The organism is Mesorhizobium sp. SARCC-RB16n, assembly GCF_008520305.1.
In the GTDB taxonomy this organism is placed as follows: Bacteria; Pseudomonadota; Alphaproteobacteria; order Rhizobiales; family Rhizobiaceae; genus Mesorhizobium.
On the sequence record NZ_ML703268.1, the window covers coordinates 172,018 to 189,775 of the forward strand.

The 17,758-nt window shown below is 62.3% G+C and carries 16 protein-coding genes; 3 read left to right on the top strand and 13 right to left on the bottom strand.

The window, feature by feature from the left end; translation table 11 throughout:
• Nucleotides 1-62: 62 nt before the first annotated feature.
• From sufA to C7I87_RS15910, 8 genes are all read right to left on the bottom strand, one after another.
• Nucleotides 63-443, bottom strand: a complete 381-nt coding sequence (sufA, locus tag C7I87_RS15875) for a Fe-S cluster assembly scaffold SufA (protein ID WP_149905086.1) — start codon at nucleotides 441-443, stop codon at nucleotides 63-65.
• Between the two features lie 86 nt (nucleotides 444-529).
• Nucleotides 530-1,030 (bottom strand): DMP19 family protein, encoded by a 501-nt coding sequence (locus tag C7I87_RS15880; RefSeq protein WP_140809304.1) that lies wholly within the window; start codon nucleotides 1,028-1,030, stop codon nucleotides 530-532.
• A gap of 16 nt (nucleotides 1,031-1,046) precedes the next feature.
• Nucleotides 1,047-1,433 (bottom strand): SUF system Fe-S cluster assembly protein, encoded by a 387-nt coding sequence (locus tag C7I87_RS15885; protein WP_149905087.1) that lies wholly within the window; start codon nucleotides 1,431-1,433, stop codon nucleotides 1,047-1,049.
• 5 nt (nucleotides 1,434-1,438) lie between these two features.
• Complete coding sequence (locus C7I87_RS15890; RefSeq protein ID WP_149905088.1) at nucleotides 1,439-2,683, bottom strand: cysteine desulfurase; 1,245 nt, start codon at nucleotides 2,681-2,683, stop codon at nucleotides 1,439-1,441.
• A gap of 5 nt (nucleotides 2,684-2,688) precedes the next feature.
• Nucleotides 2,689-3,957 (bottom strand): Fe-S cluster assembly protein SufD, encoded by a 1,269-nt coding sequence (gene sufD, locus C7I87_RS15895; protein ID WP_149905089.1) that lies wholly within the window; start codon nucleotides 3,955-3,957, stop codon nucleotides 2,689-2,691.
• Between the two features lie 40 nt (nucleotides 3,958-3,997).
• The gene (gene sufC, locus C7I87_RS15900; protein ID WP_149905090.1) at nucleotides 3,998-4,753 is read right to left on the bottom strand and encodes a Fe-S cluster assembly ATPase SufC; all 756 of its coding nucleotides are present in this window, start codon (nucleotides 4,751-4,753) and stop codon (nucleotides 3,998-4,000) included.
• A 30-nt stretch (nucleotides 4,754-4,783) separates the two neighbouring features.
• Nucleotides 4,784-6,301 (bottom strand): Fe-S cluster assembly protein SufB, encoded by a 1,518-nt coding sequence (gene sufB / locus C7I87_RS15905; protein ID WP_149905091.1) that lies wholly within the window; start codon nucleotides 6,299-6,301, stop codon nucleotides 4,784-4,786.
• 215 nt (nucleotides 6,302-6,516) lie between these two features.
• Entirely contained in the window at nucleotides 6,517-7,677 is a 1,161-nt protein-coding gene (locus C7I87_RS15910; RefSeq protein WP_149905092.1) for a cysteine desulfurase family protein, read from the bottom strand.
• 252 nt (nucleotides 7,678-7,929) lie between these two features.
• On the opposite strand from C7I87_RS15910, the gene C7I87_RS15915 reads away from it, so the two are divergent.
• Complete coding sequence (locus C7I87_RS15915) at nucleotides 7,930-8,604, top strand: alpha/beta hydrolase (protein ID WP_027028091.1); 675 nt, start codon at nucleotides 7,930-7,932, stop codon at nucleotides 8,602-8,604.
• Between the two features lie 95 nt (nucleotides 8,605-8,699).
• Here C7I87_RS15915 and C7I87_RS15920 read toward each other — a convergent pair whose 3' ends face one another.
• From C7I87_RS15920 to C7I87_RS15935, 4 genes are read right to left on the bottom strand one after another with little or no spacing between them, the layout of a single operon-like run.
• Nucleotides 8,700-9,521, bottom strand: coding sequence for a phosphatase PAP2 family protein (locus C7I87_RS15920; protein ID WP_149905093.1), 822 nt, complete (start codon nucleotides 9,519-9,521; stop codon nucleotides 8,700-8,702).
• A gap of 25 nt (nucleotides 9,522-9,546) precedes the next feature.
• Nucleotides 9,547-11,196: an ArnT family glycosyltransferase gene (locus C7I87_RS15925; RefSeq protein WP_188393861.1), complete on the bottom strand. Its 1,650-nt coding sequence runs from the start codon at nucleotides 11,194-11,196 to the stop codon at nucleotides 9,547-9,549.
• Nucleotides 11,197-11,233: 37 nt separating this feature from the next.
• Nucleotides 11,234-11,566 carry a lipid-A-disaccharide synthase N-terminal domain-containing protein gene (locus tag C7I87_RS15930; protein WP_149905094.1) on the bottom strand — a complete coding sequence of 111 codons (333 nt, stop codon included), beginning with the start codon at nucleotides 11,564-11,566 and terminating at the stop codon, nucleotides 11,234-11,236.
• On the bottom strand, nucleotides 11,559-12,293 hold the full coding sequence (locus C7I87_RS15935) for a glycosyltransferase family 2 protein (protein WP_149905095.1): 735 nt from the start codon (nucleotides 12,291-12,293) through the stop codon (nucleotides 11,559-11,561). The genes C7I87_RS15930 and C7I87_RS15935 overlap by 8 nt, the downstream gene beginning before the upstream one ends.
• Before the next feature lie 266 nt (nucleotides 12,294-12,559).
• On the opposite strand from C7I87_RS15935, the gene tyrS reads away from it, so the two are divergent.
• Entirely contained in the window at nucleotides 12,560-13,813 is a 1,254-nt protein-coding gene (gene tyrS, locus C7I87_RS15940; protein ID WP_149905096.1) for a tyrosine--tRNA ligase, read from the top strand.
• 4 nt (nucleotides 13,814-13,817) lie between these two features.
• Here the strand turns inward: tyrS and C7I87_RS15945 are convergent, their stop codons facing one another.
• Nucleotides 13,818-17,195, bottom strand: a complete 3,378-nt coding sequence (locus C7I87_RS15945; protein ID WP_149905097.1) for a DUF3971 domain-containing protein — start codon at nucleotides 17,193-17,195, stop codon at nucleotides 13,818-13,820.
• A gap of 95 nt (nucleotides 17,196-17,290) precedes the next feature.
• Between C7I87_RS15945 and C7I87_RS15950 the strand changes: the two genes are divergently transcribed.
• The gene (locus tag C7I87_RS15950) at nucleotides 17,291-17,758 is read left to right on the top strand and encodes a peroxiredoxin (RefSeq protein WP_149905098.1); all 468 of its coding nucleotides are present in this window, start codon (nucleotides 17,291-17,293) and stop codon (nucleotides 17,756-17,758) included.

The following is a 17,758-nucleotide window of genomic DNA, read 5'->3' on the forward strand; positions in this document are numbered from 1 at the left end:
AGGCGCTGCCCCTCATCCGGCCCTTCGGGCCACCTTCTCCCCGTGAACGGGGCGAAGGAAGGCTAGGCCGAGGCGCGCGCCTCGGCCAGCGCCTTGAGATCGGCGGGCTTCAATTCGACCGATTCGCCGCAACCGCAGGCAGAGCTCTGGTTCGGGTTGTGGAAGGTGAAGCCCGTGCGCAGCGTCGTCTGTTCGAAATCCATCTCGGTGCCGAACAGGAACAAGGCAGCTTCCGGCGCGACATACACATGCGCGCCGTCGCGCTCGATGTGGTCGTCCTTGGCGTTGGGCTCGGTCACCAGATCGACCGTGTATTCCATGCCGGCGCAGCCGCCCTTCTTGATGCCGAGGCGAATGCCGTGCGCAGTGTCACGCGTGGCGACGATCTCGCGCACCCGGTCGGCGGCCTTTTCGGTCATCGTGATGACGGCAAAGCGTCCCATGTCATTCTCCACTTTCGCGCGAGTTCAAGGCCCGCAGAACGAGTCTTACCTAAAATGGTTACAATTGCACTTTGCTGCAAGAGATCTTATTGCCATTGTCCGTGCAGCGCTGCCGTCGCGTATGCATCAAGAACAGCTTCAGATGAGTCCCGTTCATGCTCCTCCAAGGCATAGAACGCGTCATCCAAGGCATTGAAATCTATGCCACGGCCGCCGGCTTCACCCACGATTTCCATCCTTGCCAAACGCTCATCGGGAAAACGCTCGCCCAACAGAGCACAGGCCTGTCGTGTCAATTCCGCATGCATTTCAAGGCCCATCGCATGGAAACCTTGAATGGCCCCCTGCGCCGTTATCCCATAAGAATTCCAGAAATACTGCCTGAAGCCGCCGTTCAGAACCTGCCAAGTCAGTAACTCGACACAGATGACGTTCCTGATCGCGGAAGGCATAGCGCTGACAATTCTACGATACTCGGGCGGTCGATCGAGAGCGCCGATAACTGGAGCGCCCCAAAGCTCAACGACTTTCTCCGAAGGCGGGACATCCCTTGCGCTCAAGTAATCCGGCGAAAATTTGTCGGACATAATTCGTCTGACCGCCTCAATACCAGCCAACCGCCACCTGTGCCTCTTCCGACATACGGTCGGGCGTCCAGGGCGGATCGAAGGTCATGTTGACCTCGACCCCGGAAACGCCTTCGACGGCGCCGACGGCATTTTCCACCCAGCCAGGCATTTCGCCGGCCACCGGGCAGCCGGGCGCGGTCAAAGTCATGTCGATCTTGACCGAACGGTCGTCCTCGACGTCGATCTTGTAGACGAGACCGAGCTCGTAGATGTCGGCCGGGATTTCCGGGTCGTAGACCGTCTTCAGCGCCGAGACGATGTCATCGGTCAGCCGCGCCAGTTCATCGGCGGGGATGGCCGAGGCGGAAACGACGCTGTTGCCGGCCGGTACGGTCTCTGCGGTTGTACTCACATCATCCATGGTCGTCACCCGAAAAACTTGCGCGCTTTTTCAAGCGCCTCGGCCAAAGCGTCGACTTCGGCCCTGGTATTATACATGCCGAACGATGCCCTGCATGTGGAGGTTACGCCAAAGCGTTTCAACAGCGGCTGCGCGCAATGGGTGCCCGCGCGGACAGCCACGCCTTGCCTGTCTATCACCATCGATACGTCATGGGCATGAATACCTTGCAGTTCGAAGGAGATGATGGCGCCCTTGCCAGGCGCATCGCCGAAGATGCGCAGCGAATTGATGGCCCGCAGCCGCTCATGGGCATAATTCTTGAGGTCTTCCTCATGCGCCGCGATGCGCTCGCGGCCGACGCTTTCCATGTAGTCGAGTGCCGCGCCCAGCCCGATCGCCTGGACGATCGGCGGCGTGCCAGCCTCGAAGCGGTGTGGCGGCTCATTATAGGTGACTACATCCTCCGTCACCTCCTCGATCATCTCGCCGCCGCCCATGAAGGGACGCATGCCTGCGAGAATATCCCTCTTGCCATAAAGCACGCCGATGCCCGAGGGGCCGTAGACCTTGTGGCCAGTGAAGACGAAGAAATCGCAATCGAGGTCCTGCACGTCGATGGGCATGTGCACGGCGCTCTGGCTGCCGTCGACCAGCACCGGGATACCGCGCGCATGGGCAATGCGGACGATCTCCTTGATCGGCGTCACCGTGCCCAGCGCATTCGACATCTGCGTGATGGCAACGAGCTTCGTCTTGTCGGTCAGGCGCTTCTCGAATTCCTCGATGTGAAAGACACCGAGGTCGTCGACCGGCACCCAGACCAATTTCGCGCCCTGGCGCTCGCGGATGAAATGCCAGGGCACGATGTTGGAGTGATGCTCCATGATCGACAGCACGATCTCGTCGCCCTCACCGATGTTGGGCATGCCGTAGCCATAGGCGACGGTGTTGATGGCCGAAGTCGTGTTCGAGGTGAAGACGATGTTGTCGGTGCTTGGCGCGTTGAGGAAACGGCGCACTGTCTCGCGCGCCTTTTCATAGGCATCGGTAGCGGCATTGGAGAGGAAGTGCAGGCCGCGATGGACGTTGGCATATTCCTGGGAATAGGCATGCTGGATGGTATCGACCACCACCTGCGGCTTCTGTGCCGAGGCGCCATTGTCGAGATAGACGAGCGGCTTGCCATAGACTTCGCGCGACAGGATCGGGAAGTCACGGCGGATCGCCTCGACGTCGTAGAAATCTCCGATCTTGCCTGGAGCGTTCATCAGGATCACCCGTGCGTCACAAACCAGTCGTCGAGCCGCGCTTCCAACGCCTCGACGATCGCTTCGTCATCCAGTTCCTCGATCACTTCGGCCACGAAGGCTTTGACGAGCAACCCCCGCGCGCTCTTTTCATCGACGCCGCGCGCCATCAGGTAGAACAAATGGTCGTGGTCGATCTCGGTGACCGTCGCGCCATGGCCGCAGACGACGTCGTCGGCGAAGATTTCAAGCTCCGGCTTGGTCGAGAATTCGCCATCGTCCGACAAAAGCAGCGTGTTGCAGGCCATCTTGGCGTTGGTCTTCTGCGCATATTGGTGAACGTTGATGCGCCCCTGAAAGACCCCGCGCGCCTTGCCCGTCACCACGTTGCGGATGACCTCGGTCGATGCCGTATGCGGCACGGCATGGTCGAGCACCATGGTGACGTCGGTGTGGGTGTCGCCCGCCAACAGGTTGATGCCGCGCAGCTTGAAGTCGGCGCCTTCGCCCGTCGTCTTGACCATGATTTCCTGGCGCACCAGCCTGCCGCCGGCGTTCATGACGAACAGCGTCAGTTTTGCATTCTTGCCGATATGAGCCTTGAACTGCGCCAGATGTGTTGCCGTTTCCGGCTGTTCCTGGACGATGAGCCAAGTTACCTCGGCGCCCTCGCCGAGCACGAGCTGGCAGACCGAGCTCGTCAATGCCGCGCCCTCGCCGGCCTGACGCTCGACGATGACCGCCTTGGCGCCGGCGCCGACCCGCACCGGCAGGCGCACATGGGTCTGGCCGCCGGCCTGCAAATTCTGCAGCTCGATCGGCTTTTCCAGTTCGACACCGTCGGCGATGTCGACAAAATAGCCGTCGGCGACAAAGGCCGTGTTCAGCGCACCGATGGCGTCATCGCTGCCATAGGGATCGAGCCCCGGCGCGATGCTGCCGTCGGTCAGCTTTTCGAACAGGCGCTGGACGCTGACGCCTTCGACGACCGGCGCCTTGGCACTCGATACGCCGTTCAACAGGGTCAGAACCGTCGAACCGTCGACGATTGGCGCGATGGCTTTCGCAGCGGCAGCCGGATCGAAGTCCGGCACCACATTCAAAAGCCGGCGCAGATCGGTGTAATGCCAGGATTCGATGCGCCGCGTCGGCAGGCCGTGCTTGATCGCTTCTATGGCGTCGTCACGCTTCAGCATCACCGCGCCGTCGCCCGGCAGCAGCGACAGCCGGTCGCCGAACGCGTCGATCAACGCGGTTTCGGCCGGTGTGCGCTGCGGTTGTGTATGCATGTTCATCAGTGTCGCCCTGTCTTTTGGCACAAAATGACTTGGCATCTCACGCGGCTTCGCCGATCACGCCGGCATAGCCATTGGCTTCGAGGTCGAGCGCCAGCGACTTGTCGCCCGACTTGATGACCTGGCCCTTGTAGAGCACGTGCACGCTGTCGGGCACGATGTGTTCGAGCAGGCGCTGGTAATGGGTAATGACCAGGAACGCCCGGTCGGGCGCGCGCAGCGCGTTGACGCCATCCGAAACGATCTTCAGCGCATCGATGTCGAGGCCGGAATCGGTCTCGTCGAGCACGCACAGCTTCGGCTCCAGAAGCTTCATCTGCAGGATCTCGGCGCGCTTCTTCTCGCCGCCGGAAAAGCCGACATTCAGCGGCCGCTTCAGCATCGCCATGTCCATGTTGAGCGAGGCGGCGGCGTCCTTCACGCGCTTGAGGAATTCCGGGATCTTCAGCGGTTCCTCGCCGCGCGCCTTGCGCTGCTCGTTCATCGCCACCTTGAGGAATTCCATGGTCGCCACGCCCGGTATCTCCATCGGATACTGGAAGGCGAGGAAAATGCCCGAAGTGGCGCGCTCCGCCGGATCCATTTCGAGGATCGACTGGCCGTTGTAGAGGATGTCGCCCTCGGTCACCTCATAGTCCTCGCGGCCGGCGAGGATGTAGGAGAGCGTCGATTTGCCCGAGCCGTTCGGCCCCATGATCGCGGCGACCTCGCCGGCTTTCACCGTCAGGTTCAAGCCGCGGATGATCTCGGTGCCGTCATCGACGATGCGGGCGTGCAGGTTCTTGATCTCAAGCATTTTTGTTTCCTGAATATTTGTCCGGGCCGGTCAGCCCACGGAGCCTTCCAGCGAGATGCCGATCAGCTTCTGCGCCTCGACCGCGAACTCCATCGGCAGCTGCTGGATGACATCCTTGACGAAGCCGTTGACGATCAAAGCGATCGCTTCCTCTTCCGGAATGCCGCGCTGCATGACGTAGAACTTCTGGTCCTCTGATATTTTCGACGTCGTCGCTTCGTGCTCGAACTGCGCCGTCGAGTTCTTGGCTTCCATGTACGGCACGGTGTGAGCGCCGCACTGGTCCCCGATCAGCAGCGAGTCGCAATTGGTGAAGTTGCGGGCGTTGGTCGCCTTGCGGTGCGCCGAGACCTGGCCACGATAGGTGTTCTGCGAGAAGCCGGCGGCGATGCCCTTGGAGATGATGCGGCTCGACGTGTTCTTGCCGAGATGGATCATCTTGGTACCGCTATCGACCTGCTGGTAGCCGTTCGACACGGCGATCGAATAGAACTCGCCCGAGGAATCGTCGCCGCGCAGGATGCAGCTCGGATATTTCCAGGTGATCGCCGAGCCGGTCTCGACCTGCGTCCACGAAATCTTCGAACGGTCGCCACGGCAGTCGCCGCGCTTGGTGACGAAATTGTAGATGCCGCCCTTGCCGTCAGCGTCGCCAGGGTACCAGTTCTGCACGGTCGAATATTTGATCTCGGCATCGTCGAGCGCCACCAGTTCGACCACCGCGGCATGCAACTGGTTCTCGTCCCGCTGCGGGGCCGTGCAGCCCTCGAGATAGGAGACGTAGGCCCCCTCCTCGGCGATGATCAGCGTGCGCTCGAACTGGCCGGTGTTCTTCTCGTTCATGCGGAAATAGGTCGACAGCTCCATCGGGCAACGCACGCCCTTGGGCACGAAGACGAACGAGCCGTCGGTAAACACGGCCGAATTCAGCGTGGCGTAGAAATTGTCGGAGGTCGGCACGACCGAGCCAAGATATTTCTGGACCAGCTCCGGATGCTCGCGGATCGCTTCGGAGATCGAGCAGAAGATGACGCCGGCCTGCGCCAGTTCCTTCTTGAAGGTGGTGACGACGGACACGGAATCGAACACGGCATCGACAGCGACGCGGCCCGACTTGTAGACGTTGTCACTGACTTCCTCGAGCTCCGAGGCGTCGGTCTTCTGCACGCCGGCGAGGATTTCCTGCTCCTTCAACGGAATGCCGAGTTTCTCGTAGACCTTCAATATCTCGGGATCGACGTCGCTGAGCGAAGTTGGCCCGGGCGTGCTCTTGGGCGCCGCGTAATAGTAGATGTCCTGAAAATCGATCTTGGGATAGTTGACGCGCGCCCAGGTCGGCTCTTCCAGCGCCAGCCAGCGCCGATAGGCTTCGAGGCGCCAGTCCAGCATCCAGGACGGTTCGTCCTTCTTGGCCGAGATGAAACGGATGATGTCTTCGCTCAGGCCCTTGGGAGCCTTGTCGACAGCGATCTCGGTCTGGAATCCGTATTTGTATTGGTCGACGTCGATCTTTCGGACCCGATCGATCGTGTCCTGCACAGCAGGCATATGCGTTCTCCATCCACGCCGGGGTCAAGGCCCGACAGTTTTCAAACTATGGCACCGCCGATTGGACGCCGAGCAGCGTCCGCGGCAGCGTAAGTTCAATATAGTGCGCCTCGACCGGAAATTCACCCGGCCAGCATGAAACGCACGGCTCTACCAGGCCGAAGCCCAAATCCGTTTTTCTCAAGCATCGGATTTTCGGTCCGATGCTCAAACCGCTACGCGGCTTTCTCTCTACCCGCCCGGCGCGCGGCAATTCCTTCCAGCGCGGTGCGGAACAGTTCGACGTCCTCGGCACCGGTCGTTGCGCCGACCGACACGCGCAAGGCGCCAAGGCTGTCACCGTACCCCATGGCCTTCAGCACATGGCTCGGTCCAACCTTGCCCGACGAGCAGGCGGAGCCGGCGGAAAGCGCCACGCCCGCCAGATCGAAGGCGATCTGGGCGGTTTCGGCTTTGACGTCGGGAATAGCGAAGAATGTCGTGTTGGCAAGCCTTGGTGCGCCGGCCCCGAAGATTTCCACATCCGGTACCAGCGTCTTGATTGACGTTTCGACCTCATCGCGACGCTGACGCACGGCACCGATGGCGTTCAGTCCGGCCAGGGCGTCTCGCGCGGCGGCGCCAAAACCGGCGAGGCCAGGCAGGTTCTCGGTGCCGCCACGGCGGCCCTTTTCCTGGCCGCCGCCATTGATCAGCGGCCTCGGCATCATCAGGTCAGCGGCGGCAACGATGGCGCCAGCGCCCTTGGGCCCGCCGATCTTGTGCGAGGACAGAATCACATAGTCGGCGTATTCGGCCGACATATCGATGGAAACGCGGCCAGCGGCCTGGACGGCGTCGACGACAAGAATGCCGCCCGCCGCCCTGACGATCTCCGCGATGCGGTCGATCGGCTGGATGACGCCGGTTTCATTGTTGGCGGCGTGGATCGCGACCAACGGTAAGCCATCGGCCTTGTCGTGACCGGCGAGCGCCGCCGTCAAGGCGTCGACATTGACGATGCCATCGGCGCCGACACCGATCCGCGTCACCAGGTCTGCCGGGAAGCGTCCGCCATTCAGCAGGCACGGATGGTCGGCCTCGCACACGTAGAGCCGGCTCATGCGAATGGCGCCGCGCCCCATCCGCCAGTCCGGCGTCAGAAGCGTCGAGGCGGCCTCGGTCGCGCCCGATGTGAAGACGACATGCTCGGCCTTGCCGTTGACCAACGCCGCAACGTCGCGCCTGGCATTCTCGACCAGCCTGCGCGCGGCACGCCCCTCGGCATGGACCGACGAGGGATTGGCCGCATCAAACGCCGCGACCATGGCCTCGCGCGCCGCTGAAAGCAGCGGCGCACTGGCATTATAGTCGAGATAGGCGCGTATCGCGGCCATTGTCGTCCAGTCCTTCCCGTCAGAAGCCATTCCGCCGACGTATGGCGTTATTTCCTTGAAATTCCAAGGCAAGCCGTCCTATTTACGCGGCTTGCGGCGAGTGCGACCGGGCGATCGCGTTTCGGCCACCCAGTTTTGAACAATTCTAAACTAGCTTCTAGGAAGACGCTCGCCCTGCGTCAAGGTCTGTGGAAGCGGGGCCAGAGGAAGAGTTCCGGGCGCCGCACTTGTATATGTCACGTGGAGTATTTCATGCCTGAGGTCATTTTCACCGGTCCGGCTGGCCGCCTGGAGGGACGCTACCAGCCCTCGAAGGAAAAGAGCGCGCCGATTGCCATCGTGTTGCATCCGCACCCGCAGTTCGGCGGCACGATGAACAACAAGATCGTTTATGACCTTTTCTACATGTTCCAGAAGCGCGATTTCACCACGCTGCGCTTCAATTTCCGTGGTATCGGCCGCAGCCAGGGCGAGTTCGACCACGGCACCGGCGAGTTGTCGGACGCGGCGGCGGCGTTGGACTGGGTGCAGTCGCTGCATCCGGATTCCAAGAGCTGCTGGGTGGCCGGCTATTCCTTCGGTTCGTGGATCGGCATGCAGCTCCTGATGCGCCGGCCCGAGATCGAGGGCTTCATCTCGATCGCGCCGCAGCCCAACACCTATGATTTTTCCTTCCTGGCGCCCTGCCCGTCCTCGGGCCTGATCATTCACGGCGATGCCGACAAGGTGGCGCCGCCGAAGGACGTGCAAGGCCTGGTCGACAAGCTGCACACGCAAAAGGGCATCACCATCACGCAGAAGACTCTGCCCGGCGCCAACCATTTCTTCGCCAATGACGCCGATGTCCTGATCGAGGAATGCGCCGACTATCTCGATCGCCGGCTGGCGGGAGAGTTGTCCGATCCGCGGCCGAAACGGCTGCGCTAAGACATCAGGCGATCCGTATTCGCGGCAATGAGTGGGCGGGCAATGCCCGCCTCCTCGACATATGTCTTGCCGCCGTGCTGATGTCCGGCAGCGACCTATTTTTCTGGGGCAATGAGCCGGAACGATGGCTTGCGGACCGGCAATCCTGAAGGAGCCGGCCGGAAGATGAAGCCGAGCCTGGCGAAGACCAGTCCGACTGCCAGCGCGAAGGCGCAGCCGAGGCCGAAGCCGGCTACGGTGTCGCTCGGATAGTGCGCGCCGACGAAGACCCTGGTCGAGGCGATGCAGGCCGTGACCACCAGGGCAATGTACCAACGCCGCGGAAACAAAAGCAGCAGGATGCCGAACACTGCGCCCATCGTCGTGGCATGGCCGGAGGGAAAGCCGGCAAAGCGCGCATCGAAGGCAAAAGGGTGCAGCGCAAGGACGCCAAAATCCTGGTAGTAGAGCGGGCGGGCTCTGCCAATGGCATATTTCAGGACATTGACGGTGAGGCCCGAAAGGCCGACGGCGCTCAGCACCAAGAAAGCCAGACAGGTCCAACTGTAGACCAGCATCAGCGCGCGCCGCGATAGGCTTCGCCAATCCGTCAGATTGGCCGCGACAAGCAGAAGCGCGGACGGGATGAGATACCAGCCGCCCAGTCCGAATTGCGTGAAGAACTCGGCAAGCCTGGCCACATCAGGCGACCATTGGCCATGGGTCACTCCTGCTGGCGTGTCGAGACGAACAAAGGCCGCTGCCGTCAGAAAGACCCAGACCAGGCCCCACGCCCACCACGAAATGTTGGGATAGCGAGCCGGGCGAACGGCAAGGCGCCGTCTTGCGATCTGCAGGGTGTCGCGAAAATTGCCTAGGGATCGGCGTCCTATCCCGAGGAGCGATCTGGAAACTGGCGGGCGCGATCTCAGGAGCATTGGGAACTCGACCCCATCATCATCGTCATTGCGCTATACGGTAGAGACCGAGCGACAGTTTGTCTCCCGACGAATAGTTGAGACCGTCGACTTCGGCGATCCGGTTTGCCGACTTGCCTTGCACTGACAGCATGCCATTCAATTTCTGTTCGTCGCCGATCGGTGCCAGCCCCAAGGAGCAAGCAGGATCGGCAAGCAGATGCTCCGCCACGCCGCCGACATCGGTCAGCACCGTTTTCGTGCCGACCAGGAACACCAGACTCGGCTCCTGATAGCGCGCCGAGGCCAGTACGGTCGTGTCGCAAGGTTTGTTGGCGCGCACCGCTTCCCTGATTGCCGGGCTCAGCCATATCGGCTTCAGGGACGGGGCGATGATCCCGAACAACAACGCATAGGCAATACCGGCACAGGCGGCGGTGGCGCCGATGCGGGGCAGCGGCACCTGCAACTGGCGGGAGAACGCAAAATAGCCTGCGCCGAGTGCGGCCGCCGCCGCCGGAATGCTCCACCAAGAGAAAGTATGGGTAAGGTAGATCGGCGCGCCGATGCAGACCGCCGCCAGGCCCAGGCTGACCACGACAAGACCGAATGCGGTCGACCACCACAACCATTGCTGCCAGCGCCTGAGCGGCGCATTGGCGTCCTGCGGCTGCAATGTCAGCAGCCACCCAGTCAGCAGCGCCATGCCGGGATAGGCCGGCAGGACGTAATGCGGCAGCTTGGTGGGAATGAGTTCGAAGACGAGCCAGAACGGAATGTACCAGGCGAGGCAGAAGCGCAGCCTGACATCGTCGCGCAGACGGTTGAGGGCCTGCAAGCCAGCGCCGACCGCGATCAGGCCGAACGGCCACATGAACAGCGAATAGGTCAATATATAGAAACCGGGCGGCAGGCCATGCGATTCCGCGCCTGACGCGACCTTGCCGAGCATGTCCTTGCCAACGGCCTGCTGCAGGAAAGCACCGTGGCTCTTCCAGGTGATCGCGGCGAGCCAGGGCAGAGCAATCACCAGGACGAGCAGCAAGCCGCGCCCAACCCTGAGCTTCGACAGCCAGCGCCCGTCGCGTTCGAAGGCGAACAGCGTCGCGACGGTCAACGCGGACAGCAGCGGCGCAATCGGCCCCTTGATGAGGATCGCGGCCCCTTGCGCGATCCAGAAGATCCACCAGAGATGACCTCCGACCGGTTCATTGCGGCGCGATGCGAGATAAATCTGCGCCAGCGCCCCTTGCGCCGCTACGCAGCAGGCCAGCAGCATGGCATCGGTCTTTGCGTCGCGGCCTTCGAAAGCGGTGGCGAAGATGGCGGCCATCACCAGGCCGGCCGCGAGGCCGGCATTGGCACCGAAAAGATTGGTCCCGGTCCAGGCGATCGCCAGCACTGCAATGGCAATGCCAAGTGCCGAAACCGTGCGATAGACCCAGATCGGCGCCTCGGCACCCTGCCCGCTCAGCGCCACGGCCGCCGATTGCAGCCAGTAGATGCCGATCGGCTTCTGGTAGCGTGAGGTGTCCTGAAAGCGGATGTCGACATAGTCGCCGCTCTCGACCATCTGCTTGGTGGCCTGGACGAAGCGCGGCTCGTCACGGTCGATCGGCGGCATCGATGCCAGGCCCGAAGCCGTCATCACCAGGCTGAACAGGAAGAGAAATATGTAGTTCCTGTTCAACGCCATTTTTGAGTCTCTCCGATCATTTCTTTTGGGCGGCTGCTCAATCGACCTTGGTCATCGCCGCCTTGCGCTCATTGGCGATCAGCCAGAGATTTCTGATGTAGATGAACATGCCCATGGCCTGCCCGGCGATGAACACCGGATCCTGGCGCTGGATGGCATAGATCAGAAGCAGGCCACCGCCGAACAGGGAGAAGAACCAGAAGGCCACAGGCACGACGCTGCGCTTGGCCTTTTCCGAGGCGAGCCACTGCACGACGAAGCGCATGGTGAAGAAGAACTGGGCGATGAAACCGAGCAGAACCCACGCATCGAACTGCTTGATGAAAACCTGGTGAAGCCAGGTCCCCAGTTCCTGAAGCACATTAAACACGCTTGATTTCCTCTACTTTTGGCATTCTGCGGCGCCGGCGGCGCAACCACCAGACGCCAATGAGATCGGCCGCGCCCTGCAAGCCGCGATCGAAAATGCCGTAATTCGATTTGCCGTGCCGGCGCGAGCGATCGATCACATCGCAATGCACGACGCGGTACCCCTCCTGGATGACCAGCGCCGGAACGAAGCGATGGGTGCCGTCGAAGAACGGCAGTTTGCGCAGGATATCGGTATGCACCGCCTTCAGGCCACAGCCGGTATCGCGCGTCTCGTCATGCAGGATGGCGTTTCGCAGCCAGTTGGCGAAACGCGACGCCAATTGCTTGACCTTGCTGTCGCGGCGCTTGAGGCGCTGCCCTTGCGCGGCGCCGAAATCGGGGCCGGCCTGGCGTAAGGCATCGACCAGCATCGGAATGTATTGCGGATCGTTCTGGCCGTCGCCGTCGATGGTCGCGACAATGCCGCCGCGCGCCGCCCAGGCGCCCGAACGCACCGAGAGGCTCTGGCCGGCGGATTTTTCATGCCGCAACTCGCGCAGCGGAAACGGGCGTCGCGCCGCCTGTTCGGCGAGCACGGCAACGGTCTCGTCGGTCGAGCCGTCATTGACGATGATCAGTTCGAAGTCGCGGCCAGCCATCGCCGCCTCGATCTCGTCGATCAGCAGCGGCAGGTTTGCCGCCTCGTTTCTGCAAGGAATGACAATGGATATCAATGCGTCCGGCATGTCGCGTCGGGGCTCTGTCGTCGGATATGGCATTTATGGATGCCGTGCGGTGCCGCTTGAGGTCGTGGGCTGCAAGAACCTTTTGGGGCGGCGCCTCATTACGCCAGCCGAAACGATGAAGCAAGCATTGCAGCCGTATCGCCGCTGGCACCATCCGTTCGGGCCGCAAAACCGGAATCCACTTTTGCTGATGCCACTTGAGTGCTAAACGCGCGCGTTCACATATGCCCGCGCCGGACCGGGCGCACGCTTTCGGGAAAGAAAACATGCCTGCCTTCAAATCCGATTTCCTGCGCACGATGAGCGAGCGCGGCTTCATCCACCAGACCTCGGATGATGCCGGCCTCGACAACATCTTCGCCAAGGAAACGGTGACGGCCTATATCGGCTTCGATGCCACGGCCAAGAGCCTGCATGCCGGCTCGCTGATCCAGATCATGATGCTGCACTGGCTGCAGCAGACAGGCCACCGGCCGATCGCGCTGATGGGCGGCGGCACCTCGATGATCGGCGACCCCTCCTTCAAGGACGAGGCGCGCAAGCTTTTGACGCCACAAGATATCGACGACAATCTCGCCGGTATCCGCCGCAACTTCATGCCCTACCTCAAATTCGGCAGTGGTCCGAACGACGCGGTCATGGTCAACAATGCCGACTGGCTGATGGAGATCAACTACGTCAATTTCCTGCGCGATGTCGGCCGGCACTTTTCCGTCAACCGCATGCTTGCGTTCGATTCCGTCAAGTTGCGGCTCGATCGCGAGCAATCGCTGTCGTTCCTCGAATTCAACTACATGATCCTGCAGGCGTATGATTTCGTCGAACTCTACAAGCGCCTCGGCTGCCGCCTGCAGATGGGCGGCTCCGATCAATGGGGCAACATCATCAACGGCATCGATCTCGGCCGCCGTATGGAGGATGCGCAACTCTACGCACTGACCACGCCGCTGCTCACCACCTCGTCCGGCGCCAAGATGGGCAAGTCAGCTTCGGGCGCGGTCTGGCTCGATCCGGAGATGCTGAGCCCCTACGAGTTCTGGCAGTACTGGCGCAACACCGAGGATGCCGACGTTGCCCGCTTCCTGAAACTCTACACCACGCTGCCACTGGACGAGGTCGCGCGGCTCGAGCGGCTGGGCGGCTCCGAGATCAACGAGGCAAAGAAGATCCTCGCTACCGAGATCACCGCCCATCTGCATGGCCGCGCGGCCGCCGACCAAGCCAGTGAAACCGCGCGCAAGACCTTCGAGGAAGGCGCGCTCGCCGACACGTTGCCGACCGTCGAGACGGACAAGGCCGCACTCGAAGCCGGCGTCGGCATCCTGTCGCTATTGGTCAGCGCGGGGCTGGCATCGTCCAATGGCGAGGCACGGCGACATATCCAAGGCGGCGCCGTGCGCTTGAACGACCAGCCGGTAAGCGACGACCGTCGACTGGTCACGCTTGAGGATTTGAGTCCGGAAAACGTCGTAAAGCTTTCACTGGGCAGGAAAAAACACATCCTGGTGCGGCCGGCCTGAGATCTCACCTGTATTCGAAGATCGACCTGAATATCCCCGGCGCGATCACCGACAGCGGGTTGACGTCGAGCACCGGCTTGTTGGCATTGCCCCTGAGCCGGTAGGTCACACCGATCAGGCCGCGGTCTCGGCCATTGCCCAGAAGCGCGCCGACGATGGGCAATTCGCCAAAAATGCGGTTCAGGCCGTAGACCGGCATGAAGGTGCCGGTCATGTCCATATTGTTGTTCTGGTCGTAGAGGATGCCCTGGAAGGTCGTACCGATGCGCGGCCCACGCAGCACGCCATTGGTCAGCTTCAGGTAGCCGCTGCCCTTGTCGATCTCGGCGTAACCGCGTTCGAACTTCACCCGCGACGTGTCGAGGTTGCCCTTCACCGCCTGGTTGAGGCTGCGGCTGTCGCCGGCGGGCGTGGTCGAGACGATGGAGGCAAGCTTGGGTTCGTTGACGACGAAGAAGTTGCTGGTGTCGACCTTGCCCTTCATCGGTCCGTCGCTGGCCCCCGTCAGCGCCAGCGTAATCGATCCGCCTTCCATGTGCTCATAGATGTTGAGGAACCGCAGGATGGCGCCGGCGTCCGCCGACCGCACGCTGAGCGAGCGCCTGCCGTCGCCGGTGGTATTGCTGATGGCGATGGCAGCGCCGGAACTCGCCGTCGCGCTGACCTTCAGTCCGTTCACCCTTGAACCAGCCGCACTGTAGTCGAGCTTCAGGTTGGACAGTTGCTCATCGTGGAAACCGGTCAATTGATCGACATCGGCGCTGACGGAAATGTTGTCTGTTCCTGTCGTCTTGGTTGCGGTGTCCACATCGGACGTGAACTGCTTGATGAGCGAACGAGCGTCGAGCGCTTTGCCATTGATGTCGACCGCATAGCCCTTGCCCGATCGCTTCACCGAAACCGCCACGTCGTCGCCCCTGTTCAAGGTGACCTTGCTGAACTTGGCCGAAGACAAGGCGCCGTTGACCAGCACGATGCTGCCGTCGACGGTGAATGTCTTTCCGTCGAGGTTAAAGTCGGACAGTGTCGTGGTGTCGCCGGACTTGGTCATGACGAATGTGGCGCTGGCGGGAACCCCCGCCCCCTTGCTCCAGCCGGCCCAGGGAACGTCCAGCCTGGCATTGGTCAGGTCGGCCGAGACGTTCTGGTTGCCGCTGCCGCTCTTGTCGATTGCGACCTTCACCGTACCGCCAAGCAGCGGCGTCAGGCCGGGCATGGCGGCGGCGCGGATCTTGTCGTCGAGCACCAGGGCTACCTTGCGGCTGCGCGCCGGGCCGTCATCCGCCAGCGGCTCGATGAGGTCGAGTTCGGCCGGAATGCCGTTCAGCGACGCCTTGGCGGAAATAACAGCCTTTTGCGGGTCGACCGTGATCGAACCATCGGCACCCGTCACGGTCTGTCCCTCGAACGGCTTGGCCAGCGACAGGCCGGTGTAGTCGAGCGACACCAGCCAATCGAGCTTCAAGGTGTCGACGCCAGACTGCAGCGGGATGTCCGCCTTGACATGGCCCGTGACGCCGCCGGAAAGGTCCTCCGGCAGAATGCCGACATGGCGCATGGCATTGATCGGTTCGTAGGATGCAAGTTCGGCGACGGCGGACGCATCGCCGGCAACGTCGATATCGAGAGCGCCGATGACCGGCGGGCGGTTTGCTGCCTTGACGGCCAATGTCCCGTTGCTGGCCGCCACCACGCGGCCACTTGGCATGAAGACGGTGCCCGACGACAACGAGATGTCGACGTCGTTGCCGTGGAAGCCGACGACGCCCATCGCGTCGCGGATCGGCGGAATGCGGCCGGCTGTGTCGAAACGCGTCCCCTCGATCTGGAAACGGCCGAAGACCTCGTCGGCGGAAAGCGGCACGCCATTGCCGAGGCGGTCCGGCACCACCTGAAACTGGAGATTGGCGTCTACCACGCGGCCGCCGAACAGATTATCCAGCACCCAGAGCCGCGCATTGCGCGCCGAAAACCAAGGCCAGAGCTGTTTGACGTGAGAGACCGGCATATTGTGGACGTTGAGCGCCAGATTGATCCCGGGGGCCTTGCCGTCAACGAATTCCACCGTCGCGGTGCCAAGCACCTCACTGGAAGCGGCGGATCGAACGGCGATCTGCTCGGCCACCAGCTTATGGCTTTTGGTCTGATAGACGCCGGCAACGCGCGAGAGGAAAGTCAGCGCGGGCTCCGGCGATTCCGACGGCGCCAGGGTCGAGCCGTCGCTGGTCAGGTCGTAACGGTAGGCGGGCTCCTCATCCGCGGCACCGGTCGAGGGCTTGGGCCCGATGGAGCCGGCAAAATCGAAAGTCGAGCGGCCGGTCTTTAGCAGCAACCTGTCCACCTGGATCTTGTTGGAGCCATAGACAAGCGTCGCATCGACATCAGCATCTGCCGGCAGCAGCCCGCGCGTGCCAAGATCCAGCACCGACCCGGTGGACGAAAGGGCGGCGGTCAAGCGTGATGCGGCGGCACCTGAGCCTTCCGATCCTGTGAGCTTCAACGCGACGGCCCCAAGCTTGCCGGAGCCGGCTGCGGCGCCGGCATCCGCCAGATTGATGCTGGCATCCAGGCTTGTCACACGGTGCGCCGCGATATCGCGGGTGGCGGAAGCCGCAACGGTGACTGTCCTGCCGTCGACATCCGCCTCGGATGTGAACTTCATGCCGCCAGGTCCCGACTGAACGACGGTGGCGTCGGCGATCTTGACCAGTTTGATCGGTCCGGCGTCGGGCAGCACGAACTCGACATTGCTGAGATCGATCCGGCGCATCGAATCTTCCCGCACGGCGTCGAGTGCGCCATGGATGTTGCCGAACACCGCGTCCGACAGTTTCTCCGGGTCGACCAGGCCGTCCGAGTTGCGCAGCGCCGCGGTCCAGTCGCCGCCGGACGGCATCGCCGCCATGAGGATACGGGCATCGGAGACCCTGGCACTGGTCAGCCGCACCTCGCCCCAAAGCAGCGGCACCAGGCGCACGCCAAAGCGCACGCGGCCCACATCGGCCATGGGTTTGCCGTCGCCGGTCTTCAGGCTGACATCGCTCACCTGGAGAGCGACGAAGCTCGAACTGTCGAGTGTGATGCGCGCGGGTCCGACCGCGACATTGACGTCGACGCCCGCCAGCCTCTCTATGGCGCTCTCCGCCTCCACGCGCAGCCTGTCCGAGCCGATGCCGTAAAGGCCGATGAGGTAGACGGCCACCGCGGCCAGCAGTATGAATGCGACCAGGCCGGCAAACACGCGCGAGAGCATGCGGACGCCGCGGCCGATAGCAGCCTGACCGAGAGGCGGCACGCGGCAAGCGGACGGCAAGGCCCCCAGGTCGGTGATCTCGTCCCGCCTGAACCTGATCTTCTCGTGCTGCGGTTGCTCCTGGTCCACGCAATCTTCCGTTGTACGAATTCGCTCGTGGACGAATCCCCGCTCGACACTATATCGCTGTGGCTTCGCGCGTAACCTCAAACAAGGGCATCGATATGGCCGACCTCGACGTAGGCGATCCCGCGCCGCAATTCGACCTGCCGCGGGATGGTGGTGGATCGCTCAGCCTAGCCGCATCCACCGGCAAGCCTGTCGTGCTCTATTTCTACCCGCAGGACGACACGACAAGCTGCACGCAAGAGGCGATCAGCTTCTCACAGCTGAAGCCGGAATTCGAGAAGGCCGGCGCCGTCGTCATTGGCCTGTCGCCCGACAGCGCCAAGAAACACGACAAGTTCAAGTCAAAATACGATCTCACCATCGATCTTGCCGCCGACGAGGAGCGCAAGGTGATCGAGGCCTACCATCTATGGGTCGAGAAATCGATGTATGGCCGCAAATACATGGGTGTCGAGCGCGCGACGTTCCTGATCGGCCGCGACGGGCGGATCGCCAGGATTTGGCGCAAAGTCCGGGTCAAGGGCCATGCCGAGGCCGTGCTGGAAGCCGTTCGCGCGCTTTGA